Origin of the sequence: Mycolicibacterium brumae, from assembly GCF_025215495.1 — a bacterium.
Lineage (GTDB): Bacteria > Actinomycetota > Actinomycetes > Mycobacteriales > Mycobacteriaceae > Mycobacterium > Mycobacterium brumae.
In genome coordinates, this window is the sequence record NZ_CP104302.1 from 123063 (window position 1) to 138006 (window position 14944).

Below are 14944 nucleotides of genomic sequence, written 5' to 3' on the forward strand. Positions count from 1 at the left end.
CCGTTGCTGTGGCCGGTCTGCAGATCATCGTGCCGGTCTAGATCGTCAGCACGATCTTCCCGGTGACCGCGCCGGACTGCAGCAGCCGGTGCGCTTCGGCGGCCTGCCCGATCGGCAGCCGGGCGCCGATGATCGGGCGAACGCGGCCGTCGGCGACCATCGGCCAGACGTTGGCGACGACCGCGGCCATGATCGCGGTCTTGCCCGAGGGCCCGTCGACCGGCCGGGAACGCACGTTGGTGGCGATCACCCCGGCCCGCTTGCCCAGCAGTTTGCCCAGATTGAGCTCGCCGACCACGCCGCCCTGCATGCCGATCACCACCAGTCGGCCGTCGAGGCCCAGCGCGTCGACATTGCGGTCCAGGTAGGACGCCCCCATGATGTCGAGGATGATGTCGGCCCCGCCGGCGGCCTGCACGACGGCGACGAAGTCCTCGTCCCGATAGTTGACCAGCACGTCCGCGCCCAGTTCCCGGCAGGCGGTGAGCTTCTGGTCGGACCCGGCGGTCACCGCGACCCGGGCGCCGAGCGCGGTGGCGACCTGAATGGCGTGGCTGCCGATGCCGCTGCCGCCACCGTGCAGCAACACCAACTGGCCGGCCGTCAAACCGGCCGTCATCACGAGGTTGGACCACACGGTGGCCGCCACCTCGGGCAAGGCCGCCGCGTCGGTGAGCGACACCCCCGCGGGCGGGGCGACCACCTGCCCGACGGGCACGGCCACCAGCTCGGCGTAACCGCCGCCGGCCAGCAGCGCGCACACCTCGTCGCCGGCGGCGAACCCCGACACCCCGGGGCCCAGCGCGGCGACGGTCCCGGACACCTCCAGGCCGATGATGTCGCTGGCGCCCGGTGGCGGGGGGTAGTGTCCGGCGGCCTGCAGCAGGTCCGCGCGGTTCACCCCGGCGGCGGCGACCCGCACCAGCACCTCGCCGGGACCGGCGACGGCGTCGGGCGCCGCACGCCAGGCGAGTTTGTCGGGGCCGTCGGCGATGATTGCGTACATGTGAGACGACGTTATCGCCTCGCGCGGGGGGAACTCCCGGGGCAAACGACGCGCCGTCGTTGTCCGCGGGGATTACCATGTTTTTCGGGGAGGGAAAATATGGAGGGGATGATCGCGGGGCGCACCGCGGGAGATTTGCCGGGCCTGGATATGGCCGAGCAGCGCGCCTGGGAGAACTATCTGGAATCCGCCTTGCGGATGTACGCCGCGGTGGACCGCGGGCTGGCCGCCACGCACGATCTGACGTTGGTCGACGTGCGGCTGCTGGAGTTGCTGGACCGCTCGCCGACCGGAACGCAGCGGATGGGGGATCTGGCCGACGAACTGCTGGCCCTGCCCAGCCGGGTGACCCGCCGGATCCGCCGGCTGGAGTCGATGGGGCTGGTGGAACGCTCGTCGAGCCTGGAGGACGGGCGCGGCGTGCTGGCGGTGATCACCGCGGAGGGCCGGGAGAAGATCGCCAAGGCGCTGATGACCTACAGCCAGGACGTGCGGACGCATTTCCTGTCCCAGCTGTCGCGGCCGCAGATGGCGGCGATGGGGGAGAGCTGCCGGCGGATCGTCGCGGCGCTGCGCGCCTCGGGCGCCCCGGACAAGTTCAGCCACGCCTGAGCGCCTGCCAGAAACCGTCGCCGCTAGGCTGGTGCGCGGTGGCGTGGCAGAGCGGCCTAATGCACTCGCCTTGAAAGCGAGAGACGGTTAATCCCGTCCGGGGGTTCAAATCCCTCCGCCACCGCCAGATGGCGGAGGGATTCGTCGGCTGCCGGTTCTTCTTGAGCTTCGCGTGCAGGATCGCCACCCTGGAGAACAGCGTGAGGGGTTCCTTCTGGCCGCCGAGGTCTAGCGGCTACGCGTCGGTCAGCGCCGCCAGCAGGTACCGGCCGGTCACGACGGCGGCGGCGATATTCAGGTGCCCGGTGCGGTCCCGAGGCCACTCGTCCTGGATGACGATGTTCGTCGCATTCGGCGCCGGATACAGGGCGGTGGTGTACGGCGTCAGGAACCGCTCCCGGCGGGTGGTGATGTTCGTGTAGCGCACCCCCGCGGCGTACACCCCGTCGGCGCGCAGCGCGCGCAGATAGTCCGAACCGTGCAGCACTTGTTCGAGGATCGGCACGTCCAGCCGGCCGGCCAGTGACCACAGCGGTCGGTCCCAGCCGCGCCGGGCCAGCGCCGCCATCATCCGGTGTGCGCCGAGCACCGTCGTGCCGTCCCATAGCGGTGAGATCGCCACCAGGTGGTTGATCAAGGGCGCGCCACCCTGGTATTTGGCGAAGTGGTTGGTCGACAGGGTGCCGAACGACTGGGCGACCACGTCGACCTGCTCGGCGCCCGTCGCCTCGAGCACCCGGTCGATGAACGCGCCGATCTCGCGGGCGTTGTCCTCGACGGTGTGGCACGCCCCAGGAGCCCAGTTGCGCGGCAGCGGCAACGCGGGACGGCCGTAGTCCAGCGTGAAGACGCGGAAACCGGCGTTGGCGAGCATCGGTGACAGCGTCGCAAAGCTGACGGTCCGGTTGACGAATCCGCCGTGCGCGAGCACCACCGGGCGGGGGAGCTCGGCGCTGGGCGGCTGCGACCAGTCGTCGGCGCCCTCCGGGGCGGAGCCCGGTTTGCGCAGCTGCGCCCCGACGCCGGCGAAGATGCTGGTCGGCACCGCCAACCGGGCGCTCACTGCTCCGCCCCCGCGATCGGCACGTCGACGACGACGGCGCGGCGGGCGCCGATGTAATAGTCGAAGGTCAGCGTGAACCGCCAGCCGCCCGAATCCGGCGGGTTCTGCGGTGTCCGGAACACTCCGCTGGCCGTGAAAAACAGGTCGATCGAGGTCAGCGCCTGCATCCCGTCGGGCCGCCGGAAACTCGGCGCCTCCGGGACGTGCACGGTGAAGCCGGAGCTGTCCAGCGGGGCGCGGAAGATCAGCGGGAACACGGTGAATCCGGCGGGGCCGGGCGCGCCGAGCTGATTGATCTCGTAGCCGATCAGCTCGCCGTCGCCGAGCAGGAACTGGTGGTACGGACCGCCGAAGCCTTCCGAGCGCGGCCAGCCGAAGTCGACGGTCGCGGTAGCGGTCCCGATCAGGCTGGCGGCCCATGGCCGCGGACCGCGCAGACACAACTGTGGATTGGTGGCCGCGCAGCGCGGGACGGCGTCGGCGTCGACGACGAAGCCGGGCGGGAAGCCAACAGTGATCTCACGAACCGAGTACGGTCGTCCGCACGGCGCCCGGCCGAACTCCACGTGCGCCGAGATGCCGGTCGCCGCTGCGGGCCGCGGGTCGCTGAGTTCCAGTCGCAGCCGGGGGGGCGGGGACCTCGGGCGCGGGCTCACGACGTCGGCGGGTCAGCGCCGACGACACGGCCTGGGAGAGCCGGGCCGCACGCGGCCCCAGGGAATTAGGCCTGCGGACAGCGGTCGGCGAGGCGGGGCCGGTGACCATGGCGCAGACAATACCGATACCGGCGGTACGGCCGGACGGCTACCGCAATTGTTTGCCGTCACAATTATCCCCGGAGCCGGTGTGCGGCCGAAAACCCATGGTGGGTGAGCGCCACGCGGGTAACAGGACTCTCATCCGCCACTGCTGCTATTGCCTTGTGATGTTTGCTGAACAGTGCCCTGCTGGGTGCTGAATCGGCGGCGACAAGGGGGTCGCGGACACGCTGAGGGGCGCACAACAGCCCCGCCGGCCCTGCCGGCGGGCCGCGCGGCCGATTCGGCGGTCAATCCGCGGCACCGGCCCGTCGATGCCCCGTCCAACCGCGTCAAAAGTCGACTTATGGTGCGGATATGGCTTGGCTGAGCACTTTTATTCGCAGTTCGGCAGGCTCGCGGCGCGGGTTCCGTAGGGGTGGATTACCGTTACCCGGGTCACTACCGCTACTGTACTGCGCGGTAGCTTACTGAGAATATCGGCGAAACTCAGACGCAGGCGCGCGGACGGCCCTACGGTTTTCCCACGTCGGCGGTGTGATAGCTGATAGCTTGCTGGCAGGCGGAGACGGCCCAGTTGTATGGGAGGGAAGGGTGACGGTGAAACACCCGAGCGATCACTGCGCGCAGAGGCGTAGGTTGCGATGACCGTCCAGGACAACGCGAAGCCCCGCAATGAGGGCGTCAAGGCCATCGAGGACTGGTCCACCGGCTGGGTCAAACGTCACCCCACGGCGTCCATCGACACCGTCGGCGACCAGTTCGTGCTCGGCGTCCGCACCATTCAGTACTTCTTCGTCGACCTGTTCACCGGCAAGTTCCAGTGGGCCGAGTTCGTCCGCCAGGGCGCGTTCATGGCCGGCACCTCGGTGCTGCCGACGATTCTGGTGGCGCTGCCGATCGGTGTGACGCTGTCCATCCAGTTCGCCCTGCTCGCCGGCCAGGTCGGCGCGACTTCACTGGCCGGCGCGGCATCCGGCCTGGTGGTCATCCGCCAAGCCGCCTCGCTGGTCGCCGCGATCCTGATGGCCGCCGCGGTCGGCTCCGCGATCACCGCCGATCTCGGCTCGCGCACCATGCGCGAGGAGATCGACGCCATGGAGGTCATGGGCGTTTCGGTGCTGCGCCGCCTGGTGGTGCCCCGCTTCGCCGCCTCGATCCTGGTCGCGTTGGCGCTGACCGGCATCGTCTGCTTCACCGGCTTCATCGCCAGCTACCTGTTCAACGTGTTCTTCCAGAGCGGCGCGCCGGGCAGCTTCGTGCAGACCTTCGCGGCCTTCACCAAGACCGACGACATGGTGGTCGCCATGTTCAAGGCGATCATCTACGGCGCGATCGTGGCGATCGTCTGCTGCCAGAAGGGGCTGGCCACCAAGGGCGGCCCCACCGGTGTGGCGAACTCGGTGAACGCCGCGGTGGTCGAGTCGATCCTGGTGCTGATGGTCGTCAACGTGGCGATATCCCAGCTGTACATTATGATCTTCCCGAGAACGGGGCTGTGACGTGACCGCCTCAACTTATTTCCCGGTCAAGAGGATCTGGTCGAAGACGGTTGACTCCGTCGTCAAGCCGATCACCAAGATCGGCCACATGGTGGTGTTCTTCTTCCGCGCCGTGCTGGCCGTCCCGCTGGCCATCCGGCATTACTCCAAGGAATTCATCCGGCTGCTGTCGGACGTCTCCTGGGGCAACGGCTCGCTGGTCGTGGGCGGCGGCACCATCGGTGTTGCCGTCGTGCTGGGCGTCACCGTCGGCGCGCTGGTCGGCATCGAGGGCTACAACTTCCTGAACCTGCTGGGCCTGGGCCCGGCCACCGGCGTCATCTCCTCGCTGGTCAACACCCGCGAGCTCGCCCCGATCGCCGCTGCGCTGGCGTTCGCCACCCAGTCCGGCTGCCGGTTCACCGCGCAGCTCGGTTCGCAGCGCATCGCCGAAGAGATCGACGCGCTGGACTCGCTGGCGATCCGGCCCATCCCGTACCTGGTCACCACCCGGCTGATGGCCTCCACCGTCGCCATCGTCCCGCTCTACGTGCTCTGCCTGGCGGCCAGTTACCTGACCACCCAGACCGTGGTCGCCCTGACCAGCGGCGGCTCCACCGGCTCATTCCTGCACTACTTCACGCTGATGCTCAACGGCAACGACGTGTTGTACTCGGTGATCAAGTGCGTGATCTTCGTGCTGATCTCCTCGACCATCCAGTGCTACTACGGCTTCTACGCCAGTGGCGGCCCGGAGGGCGTGGGTGTGGCCGCAGGCCACGCCATGCGAGCCGCCATCGTGGTGGTCGTGATCATCAACATGCTGCTGACCATGACGCTCTGGGGCGTCGACTCGGGCGTGAGGTTCGGTGGGTAATGGGACAACGTCGTAGCGATTACGAGCAGGACGGCCGCGGGCTCACCGGCCACCAGATCTTCCTGTGTGGCGTCGTCTTCCTCACCGTGATGGGCCTGACGCTGATGCTGCTGTCACTGCGTTCGGCGGGCAAGTTCGAGAACTACACCAAGCCGGTCCTGAAATTGGTCAATGTCGGCGACGGCCTGCCGCCGAAATCCGATGTCAAGTACCACGGCATGATCGTCGGCTGGGTCGAGGACGTGGTCCCGGCCCTCGGCGGCGAGCGCTACAACCAGGTGCACGTGAACATCGACGCCCGGCACGCCCCGGCCATCCCCGCCGATGTGACTGCGCGCGTGATCCCCGCGAACATCTTCGCGGTCTCCGCCGTCGAACTGGTCGGCGGTGACGCCAACGGCCCGTCGCTGAAGTCCGGCGATCAGATCGTGGAGGACACCGAGCTTCCGACCGTGCTGTTCCAGACCACCATCACCAAGTTGCGGGACGCGCTGGAGGCGCTCGGCCGCGACCGCGAGGACCGCACCATCGGCATCCTCGAGGCGATGCAGGTCGCCACCCAGAACAAGCGGCCGAAGTTGCTGACCTCGGGCGCGCAGCTGCAGAAGCTGCTGGCCGACCTCGACGGCGTGATGGCCGACGATCCGGAGCAGAGCGACACCACGGTCAAGGCGCTGGTCAACGCCACCGAAGGACTCCAGCAGACCGCTCCGGAGCTGGTCGACGCGCTGCACAAGGCGATCCGCCCGATGCAGGTGTTCGTCGAGCAGAAGGGCCAGCTGTCCCAGATGCTTTCCGCCGGCCTGAACACCACGGGCACCGCGCAGACCGCGCTGGCCAACAACAGCGACAAATTGGTGCAGATCACCGGCAATATGACCCCGGTGCTCGGCACCCTGGCGCAGCAGGCGCACAACTTCGTGCCGGCCTTCCAGAAGCTCAACACCCTGTCGAACAAGTTCTTCGAGCAGGTCTGGATCAATGAGCTCGACACCCCGAACATGCGGATCAACCTGGCGCTGACCCCGACCTACGCCTACTCCCGGGCGGATTGCCCGCGCTACGGCGAGCTCAAGGGCAATAGCTGCTTCACCGCTCCGCTCATCCCGGTACGCCCGCAGCTGCCGGATCAGCTGCTGCCGCAGAACTACCAGGTGCCGCCGGATATGGCGCCCCCCGCGGGCACCGTCATCGGGCCCAACGGAAACCTGGTCGCCGTCGGCGCCCCGCTGATCGACCCGAACCCGAACCTGGCCGACCCCAACCCGCCGCTGCCCCCGGGCTTCGTCCCGGCGCCGCCGGCGCCGCTGACGGCCAACCCGGACGGGTTGCCGCCGAACCCGATCGGCCCCTCGGCCGAGCCGGCTCCGGTCGCGCCGAACGCCTTCCCGCCACCCGGTCCGGGCGGACCGCCGGTGACCGCGCCGGCGAGCAACACCGCGCCGACCGACGGCGCTGAGCCGACCGCGGAACAGCAGTTCCAGTCGGCCGTCGCCCCGGCGTCCTTCGGCGGCAACGTCGGCCCGGTCAACAGCGCCAAGGAGCGATTCCAGCTCAGCGTGATGACCGGGGAGAAGGCGTCCGAAGCCACGCAGCTGTTGCTGGGCCCGGTGGTCCGCGGCACCACCGTCACCGTCAACGCGAGCGCGCAGGAGGGTCCGAAGTGAGCGCAGGGTCCTCGATCAAGAAGCAGTTCCGCATCTCGGCCACCCTGTTGGCGCTGTTCATGGTCATCTCGTTGGGGCTGAGCTACATCGTCTACGTGACCCTGCGCCGCGACGTGGAGGGCCCGACGCAGACCTACGGCGCGGTGTTCTCCGACGCCTACGGACTGCGCGACGGCGATGACGTCCGGATGGCGGGTGTCCGCGTCGGCCGGGTGGACAGCATCGAACTCGACGGCGCGGTGGCGCGGGTGAAGTTCGTCCTGCAGGAAGGCCAGACGATCTACGGCAACACCGTCGCCGGGGTCATCTACGAGAACATCGTCGGCCAGCGTTTCCTCGGCCTGAGCCGCGGCAGCATCGGCGACCCGGCCCCGGTCGAACCCGGATTCGAGATCCCGATCGAGCAGACCGATCCGTCGTTCGACGTCGGCGCCTTCCTCAACGGCTACCAGCCGCTGTTCGCGACGCTCGACGTCGACGCCGCGGAAGATCTCACCCAGGGCATCATCGATTCGCTCAAGGGCGATGAGGGATCGCTGGCCACGCTGGTCAGCCAGACCTCGGACATCACCGAGACCTTCGCCGGACGCGACAACGCGCTGGGCACCACCATCACCAAGCTGGACACCGTGGTCGGCAACCTGGCCGACCAGAACGAGGCGCTGAACACCAATATCGACCAGGTTCAGGACGTCGTCGCGGCGTTCAACAACCGCCGGCCCGAACTCATCGACTCGATGGGGTCGATCTCCCGGGTGGTGTCCCAACTGGGATCGATCAGCAATGAGGTTCGGCCGTCCCTGGACGAGTTGGTTCAGCGGCAGCCCGGATTCGTCAGCCACATGACCGAGATCGAGCCACAGCTGGCTTTCCTCGGCGCCAACCTGCCGATCATGCTGAAGGGCCTGGCGCGGTTCTCCGGTGAGGGCGCGTTCACGCAGGCCTACGCCTGCGATCTGAACCTCAACGGCTTCATGCCCGGCTTCAACGACATCATCCCGATCATCGTCAACGCGGCCACCCCCGGCAACAAGGCGATGCACACCCCGAGGTGCAGGAACTTGGCAAATGGCTAGGGAAAAGACGCTCGAGGACCGCAACCGGACCGTTCTGGGCTTGATCGCGCTCGGCGTGACGGGCGCGCTGATCGCGCTGATGCTGTTCGTCAGCGCCCTGAACCTCGGATACAAGTCCTACACGCTGGAGTTCTCCGAGTCGGGCGCATTGATGCCCGGCCAGACGGTGACGGTCGCCGGCATCGAGGTCGGCAGCGTGTCCTCGATGAAGCTGGCCGGCCAGCACGTCGAGGGCAAGATCCGGGTGAAGAACGACGTGCGCCTGGGCAAGGACTCGCGCGCGGTCATCAAAGTGACCACGATCCTGGGCTCCCGGTACCTGGCGCTGTACCCGGCCGGCGACGGTGAACTGCCCAACGACCACTTCGATCTGGACCACACCCAGGCGCCGTATGACCTGCAGGCCGCCCTGACCGACATCACGCACAGCTACAAGGAGTTCAACGCCGAGCAGATGGCGGAGTCCATCGGCGTGCTGGGCGAGCAGATGAAGACGCTGCCGCCGCTGGTCCCGCAGGCGATGAAGAACATTCACACACTGTCCTCGATCATCGGGGACCGCCGCGATCAGATCGGCACCCTGCTGGCGGGCACCCAGCAGGTGACCGACACGCTGCGCGCCCAGCAGTCCAACATCGGGCTGCTGGTCAACCAGGGCCAGCAGTTGGTCGGCGAGTTCGTCAACCGCCGAGCCGCATTCCACTCCATGATGCAGGCGCTCACCAGCCTGTTCACCACGCTGGACGGCACCATCGTCGACAACCGCGCGGACCTGGACAAGTTGCTGACCGACCTGGACACGCTGTCGGGCATGCTGGCCGACCACGACGACCTGGTGGAGAACATCCTGCAGATCGGCCCGGTGGCCCTGCGCAACCTGGCCAACTCCACCGGAACCGGCAACGCCATCGACTTCAATATCGGCAACGGGTTGCTGAATGACTCGTGGATGTGCGCGATCAGCGGCCGGGCCAAGCAGTTCGGGATGATCCAGTACTTCAAGGACTGCAAATGAGCAAACGAGTCCTCGTCATCGTCGCGACCCTGGCCGTGGTCGGCCTGGTCATCGCGGGCTTCATCATCAAAGAGGTGAAGGCGCGGGTGGACACCATCCACGTCACCGGCAACTTCGCCAGCGCCAACGGCGTGTACGTCGACAACCTGGTGACCGTGCTGGGCATGCCGGTCGGCCGGGTCACCAAGGTGACCCCGAAGAACGGCTATGTCGAGGTCGAGTTCTCCATCGAGGGCAACGTCAAGGTGCCCAAGGACGTCCAGGCGGTCACCCTGCAGACAGCCATCCTGACCGACCGGCAGATCGCGCTGACCCCGGTGTACAGCGGAACGGGTCCGGTGCTGGAGAACGGCGACACCATCGACCAGAGCAACACCCACGTTCCGGTGGAGTTCGACGAGGTGCTGCAGACCATCAACAAGCTGGCCTCGGCGATGGCCGGCGACAACAACGGCAACGGTCCGATGGCCGACGTCATCAACAGCGCCACCGACTCCGTGGAGGGCAACGGCGAGCTGATCAAATCCTCGCTCGGGGAGTTGGCCAAGGCGCTGAAGCTGTCCTCGGACCGCGGTGACGTGACCAAGGAGCAGACCCAGACCATCGTCCGCAACGTGGACTCGCTGTTCACCGCGGCGGCCGACAACGACGCGCTGTTGCGCCAGTTCGGTTCGACGGTTCGCGGCCTGACCGACGTGCTCGCCGACGAAGACCTGGGCACCGGCACCACCGGCAGGATGATCAACTCGGTGCTGGAGCAGGCCGGCGACATCCTCGCCGCCAACCGGGAGCACATCAAGACCATCGTGAGCAACGCCGACACCGTGGTGCAGACCGCCGTCGATCAGAAGCGTGATCTGGAGGAGTTCCTCAACCTCACGCCGCTGGTGTTGGAGAACGTCTACAACGTGGTGGACCGGGAGAACGGCGCGCTGCGGATCCGGCTGATGACCGACCGGGTGCTGTTCGAAACCCAGCACATGAAGGAAGTGTGCAACATCCTGCGGTTGCGGCAGCTGGGCTGCAGCACCGGCACGATCCAGGACTACGGGCCCGACCTCGGGCTGACCTACATTCTGGACGGCATGGCGACGATGGGGCAGAAGTGATGGGGGTGACCGTGACCGCAGCGCAACGCCGCAAGCGCAGGCCGCTGGCGATCGCCGCGATGGTGGCAGGCGTCACCATCACCACCGCGGGCTGCGGTGGCATCTCGAGCCTGCCGCTGCCGCGGCCCGGAATGATGGACACCGGCGGGTACCGCATCAACGCCGTGTTCGAGAACGCGCTGAACCTGCCGAACTACGCGCTGGTGCGGGTCAACGGCGCGCAGATCGGCTCGCTGGAGAGCCTGAAGGCCGAGAACTACACCGCCGTCGCGGTGCTGCGGATCCAGGAAGGCGTGGAGCTGCCGGTGGGCACCGTCGCCGAATTGCGTTCGGCCACCCCGCTGGGCGACGTGTTCGTCGCGCTCAACCCGCCCGAGGACGCGCCGGCCAACACGCCATTGATCAAAGAGGGCGACACCCTCGGCCTGGAGCAGACCAAGGCGGGCGCGACCATGGAGTCGGTGTTGTCCGCCGCGGCGCTGATGGTCAACGGCGGCACCGTGCAGAACCTGACGAACATCGTCAACGGTTTCGGCCGCGCGACCGGCGACCACGGCAAGGCCTTCGGCGACCTGATCGATCAGACCAACCGGACGCTGGGCAAGTTGAACTCCCGCAGCGAGCAGATCAAGACCGCGATGACCTCCACTGCGGACCTCGCCGAGGCGATCGACACCCGCAACGACAAGATCAACGAGGTGCTGCGTGACGCGGCCCCGGCCACCAAGGTGCTGCACGACAACACCAATCAGATCGCGGACCTGGTGGTGCTGGCCGGCGCGACGACGCGGGAGTTGGAGAAGTTCCCGTCCATCGCCGGCACCGACACCAGCGGGCGCAGCGTCATCGGCGACCTGAACACCATCGCGGCGGCCTGGAACGACGTCGCCACCGCCCCCGGAACCGACCTGTACGGCCTGAACCGCCTGCTGCCCCCGGTCATCAAGGCGACCCCGGGCAGTGGCCTGTCCATCCGCACCAGCGTCGACCGGTTGATTCTGGGGCACATCCCGGACATCGGCTTCCGCGGCGACCTCGGTTTCCACGGGCCCAAGTGGGACGACTTCCAGAAGCTGGTCGGCGCGTTCAAGTACACCCTCTACCGGTTGCAGGAACGCATTGTCGGAAAGGGGCCGGACGTGCCGCAGGTGCCGGTGATTCCCGACCCGACGGTGCCGGGGCTGATCGTCCCCGCGCCGCAGGGCCCCGCGCCCGGACCGACGCTGGATGAGCCGGTGGCGCCCGCGCCGGCCGACCAGACGGTCACCGGCAACGCGCACGGCGTGACCCAGCAGGACCCGGGCGCCGAGTCGGCCCCCGGTGTCGAATCCGGTGAGACCGTGATCGCCCCGGCGCACGGCGTGGCGCCCGCTCAGGTGGGCCCGGCCACGGAGCCGGCGCCGTGATCGGGGCAGCTGCGGACGGCGTCGTCGGCGCCGTCAAGTGGGGACATCGCAATAAGACCTGGTTGTCGACCATCGCGCTGATCCTGGTGCTGGTGCTGTCGCTGGTCTGGATCATGATCAACGCGCTGCGGTTCAACCCGTTCATCCGGACCTACAACATGACCCTGGAGCTGCCGCGCTCCGGTGGTCTGCTGGAGGGGCAGGACGTCACCTACCAGGGCGTCCAGGTCGGCCGGGTCGAGCAGCTCGACATCGTTCCCGACGGCGTCAACGCCGTGCTGCGGATGAACAAGCACATCGACATCCCGGCGAGTTCCGATGTCCGGGTCTCGGGTCTGTCACCCGCCGGTGAGCAGTTCGTCAACTTCCTCGGCGACAAGAACGCCGGCGACAGCGGTCCGTTCCTGGAGGACGGCAGCGTCATCGCCCGTGACCGCGCGAACATCCCGATCGACCTGGCCACCTTCCTGGCCAACACCGACGGCTTGTCCAAGCAGATCGACACCGACAAGATGGCGACGATCAAGAAGGAGCTGAGTCTCAGCACCGAGGGCCCGGAGAAGCTGGAGAGCATCATCGACGGCGGTACGTACCTGCTGTCGACCATCGACGGCGTGCTTCCGGAGACCACCCGGACGCTGCGCACCAGCCGCGTGGTGCTGGACCTGATCTCGGACAAGAACGCCGGCATCTCGGCCGCCTCCGCCAATATCGACGAGGTGCTGACCGCCGCCGACAAGATGCGTGAGGGCTACAAGAAGCTGCTGGCCCAAACCCCGGCCACGTTGGGCCAGGTCGACAACGTCATCAACGACAACTCCGACACCATGGTGCAGTTGCTGGGCAACCTGACCACCACCACCCAGGTGCTCTACCTGCGCACACCCGCGCTGAGCAGCCTGTGGCCGGACTACCGCGGATCGATGCTCGACTCGCTGGGCAGCACCATGTACGGCAGCGGTGTGTGGGTGAACCTGTCCATCTATCCGCGCTACACCTGCGACTACGGCACGCCGCGCCTGCCGGTGTCGTCGGCGGACTACCCGGAGCCGTTCATGTACACCTACTGCCGGGACACCGATCCGGCGGTGCTGATCCGTGGCGCCAAGAACGCGCCGCGGCCGGCCGGTGACGACACCGCGGGCCCGCCGATGGGCGCCGATCTGGGCCGCCAGACCGATCCCACCCCCAAGGGCCGGTACACCGTCCCGACCGAGTACGGCGGCCCCACGCTGCCCATCGAGCCGCCGCGGTGACCCCGCACCAGGCACTTCACCCAGCAGGAGCATGATTGATGGTCGTGACGACCAAAAAGAACGGCAACGCGAAAGACACCGATGAGACGGCTGAGGTCACGGAGGTGGTCGACGTGGCCGCCACCGACGACGACGGCGACGTCACCGAGGTGGTCGAGGCCGCGACCGTGGAGGCCAAGACGGCCGACGCCGGCGACGAGGTGGTCGATTTCGACGACGAGGCAGACGCGCCCGTCGAAGAAGCCGACACCGAGCTGGCCTGGCTGGGTGAGCAGGACAGCGAGGCCAAGGCGTCCTCGTCGAAGCGGCTGATCGCCTTGATCGCCGCCGGTGTGCTGTTCGTCGGCCTGCTGGCGTCCACCGGGTTCCTGGGCTACCAGTACTGGAACAACACACAGCTCAAGAACGCCGCGTCGGCCGCCCAGCGCGCCGCGGTGGCCTACGCCCTGGTGTTGACCAGCATCGACTCGAACAAGGTCGACGAGAACTTCGCGCAGGTGCTCGACGGCGCCACCGGCGACTTCAAGGACATGTACTCCGAGTCCAGCGGGAAGCTGCGGCAGCTGCTGATCGACAACAAGGCGACCGCGCACGGCCAGGTGGTGGAGTCTGCGGTGCAGTCCAACACCAAGGACGAAGCCGTCGTGCTGCTCTTCATCGACCAGGCGGTGTCCAACACCAACGTTCCGGACCCGCGGCTGGACCGCAGCCGGATGAAGATGACCATGAAGTACGTCGACGGCCGTTGGCGGGCCAGCAACGTCGAGCTCCCGTAACGCCCGAAAGGGGTTGAACAGCGTGCGTATCGGTAAAGCACTGGCCACCGCGGCCATTACGGTGGGTATGACGGTGACCCTCACCCCCTCGGCGTCGGCGTCGGTGGAGTCCTTCTGCGGCGACATCGGCGGCGGGTGGGACGGCGCGTACTGCCGCACCACCGCAGTGTCCCCGCGCAAGGCGGTCCGCGACATCAAGCTGGCCCTGCCGGGCGGCCTGATCGACGACCCGACCTCTGGGCCGGTGCTGCGGGAGTACCTGACCACGCTGATGGGCAACTGGCGCAACGCGGCCGACAAGATGGCCGTGGACAGCTTCGCGGAGGAGAACTTCCAGATCTTCCAGCACGGCAGCGCGCTGTCGGCGGTCTTCCACGAGACGTACCACTCCGACGGCCCGTTCCCCGCGAACGCCTACCGCACCTACACCTTCGACATGGCGCAGGGCCGACGGCTGATGCTCGCCGACATCATGAAGCCGGGCCTGGACCCGCTGGTGGTGCTGCCGCCCATGATCGAGCCGTTCCTGATCCCGGCCCTGGCCGCCGCGCCGAAGGGCCCGTCTCCCACCGCGTACCCGTTCATCCCGGAGCGCTGGACCCCGGACAAGGTGTACTCCGGCGCGTACAAGGCCTGGGCGCTGACCCCCGACGAGCTGATCATCTGGATGCCGGACTACCCCGTGGCCCGCGACTTCCCGGTCAACTACAACGGGAACACCTACCAGTGGTCGATGGACGGCGGCACGGTGCAGGTGCACGTGCCGCTGGGCGCCATCGCCAGCGTGCTGCGCCCGGAGTACGGCGGGGTGTAAAACGCGTGACGCGTCAAAGGGCCGGGCG

Annotated in this window: 14 protein-coding genes and 1 tRNA gene; 12 read left to right on the plus strand and 3 right to left on the minus strand. The window is 67.7% G+C overall.

The features are described from left to right. Positions 1 to 37: 37 nt before the first annotated feature. The gene (locus L2Z93_RS00575) at positions 38 to 1006 is read right to left on the minus strand and encodes an NAD(P)H-quinone oxidoreductase (RefSeq protein ID WP_090587188.1); all 969 of its coding nucleotides are present in this window, start codon (positions 1004 to 1006) and stop codon (positions 38 to 40) included. Between the two features lie 99 nt (positions 1007 to 1105). Between L2Z93_RS00575 and L2Z93_RS00580 the strand changes: the two genes are divergently transcribed. Together L2Z93_RS00580 and L2Z93_RS00585 are read left to right on the plus strand one after the other, a co-directional pair. After that, a complete protein-coding gene (locus L2Z93_RS00580; protein ID WP_090587186.1) occupies positions 1106 to 1618 on the plus strand; it encodes a MarR family winged helix-turn-helix transcriptional regulator in 513 nt (170 codons plus the stop codon). 37 nt (positions 1619 to 1655) lie between these two features. After that, positions 1656 to 1745 (plus strand) — tRNA-Ser (locus L2Z93_RS00585). Positions 1746 to 1853: 108 nt separating this feature from the next. Here L2Z93_RS00585 and L2Z93_RS00590 read toward each other — a convergent pair. Together L2Z93_RS00590 and L2Z93_RS00595 are read right to left on the minus strand one after the other, a co-directional pair. Then, the gene (locus tag L2Z93_RS00590; RefSeq protein WP_090587184.1) at positions 1854 to 2681 is read right to left on the minus strand and encodes an esterase/lipase family protein; all 828 of its coding nucleotides are present in this window, start codon (positions 2679 to 2681) and stop codon (positions 1854 to 1856) included. Continuing rightward, positions 2678 to 3337 (minus strand): hypothetical protein, encoded by a 660-nt coding sequence (locus L2Z93_RS00595; protein ID WP_162561879.1) that lies wholly within the window; start codon positions 3335 to 3337, stop codon positions 2678 to 2680. Before L2Z93_RS00595 ends, L2Z93_RS00590 begins: the two co-directional genes overlap by 4 nt. Positions 3338 to 4083: 746 nt before the next feature. On the opposite strand from L2Z93_RS00595, the gene L2Z93_RS00600 reads away from it, so the two are divergent. The 10 genes from L2Z93_RS00600 to L2Z93_RS00645 all read left to right on the plus strand — a co-directional run bounded on the left by L2Z93_RS00600 (position 4084) and on the right by L2Z93_RS00645 (position 14916). After that, positions 4084 to 4941 (plus strand): MlaE family ABC transporter permease, encoded by an 858-nt coding sequence (locus L2Z93_RS00600; protein ID WP_090587178.1) that lies wholly within the window; start codon positions 4084 to 4086, stop codon positions 4939 to 4941. A gap of 1 nt (position 4942) precedes the next feature. Beyond that, positions 4943 to 5797, plus strand: a complete 855-nt coding sequence (locus L2Z93_RS00605; protein ID WP_370745910.1) for an ABC transporter permease — start codon at positions 4943 to 4945, stop codon at positions 5795 to 5797. Continuing rightward, positions 5797 to 7464 (plus strand): MlaD family protein, encoded by a 1668-nt coding sequence (locus L2Z93_RS00610; protein ID WP_090587176.1) that lies wholly within the window; start codon positions 5797 to 5799, stop codon positions 7462 to 7464. Before L2Z93_RS00605 ends, L2Z93_RS00610 begins: the two co-directional genes overlap by 1 nt. A 59-nt stretch (positions 7465 to 7523) precedes the next feature. Next, positions 7524 to 8540, plus strand: a complete 1017-nt coding sequence (locus L2Z93_RS00615) for an MCE family protein (RefSeq protein ID WP_090587320.1) — start codon at positions 7524 to 7526, stop codon at positions 8538 to 8540. Next, complete coding sequence (locus L2Z93_RS00620) at positions 8533 to 9555, plus strand: MCE family protein (protein WP_090587173.1); 1023 nt, start codon at positions 8533 to 8535, stop codon at positions 9553 to 9555. Before L2Z93_RS00615 ends, L2Z93_RS00620 begins: the two co-directional genes overlap by 8 nt. Next, complete coding sequence (locus L2Z93_RS00625) at positions 9552 to 10664, plus strand: MCE family protein (RefSeq protein WP_090587170.1); 1113 nt, start codon at positions 9552 to 9554, stop codon at positions 10662 to 10664. The genes L2Z93_RS00620 and L2Z93_RS00625 overlap by 4 nt, the downstream gene beginning before the upstream one ends. Positions 10665 to 10723: 59 nt before the next feature. Next, positions 10724 to 12070: an MlaD family protein gene (locus tag L2Z93_RS00630; RefSeq protein ID WP_275984364.1), complete on the plus strand. Its 1347-nt coding sequence runs from the start codon at positions 10724 to 10726 to the stop codon at positions 12068 to 12070. Continuing rightward, a complete protein-coding gene (locus L2Z93_RS00635; RefSeq protein ID WP_090587165.1) occupies positions 12067 to 13326 on the plus strand; it encodes an MlaD family protein in 1260 nt (419 codons plus the stop codon). The genes L2Z93_RS00630 and L2Z93_RS00635 overlap by 4 nt, the downstream gene beginning before the upstream one ends. A 38-nt stretch (positions 13327 to 13364) precedes the next feature. Next, entirely contained in the window at positions 13365 to 14102 is a 738-nt protein-coding gene (locus tag L2Z93_RS00640) for an Rv1363c family protein (RefSeq protein ID WP_090587163.1), read from the plus strand. 67 nt (positions 14103 to 14169) lie between these two features. Then, a complete protein-coding gene (locus L2Z93_RS00645; protein WP_090587160.1) occupies positions 14170 to 14916 on the plus strand; it encodes a mannan-binding protein in 747 nt (248 codons plus the stop codon). The last annotated feature ends 28 nt before the right edge of the window (positions 14917 to 14944 follow it).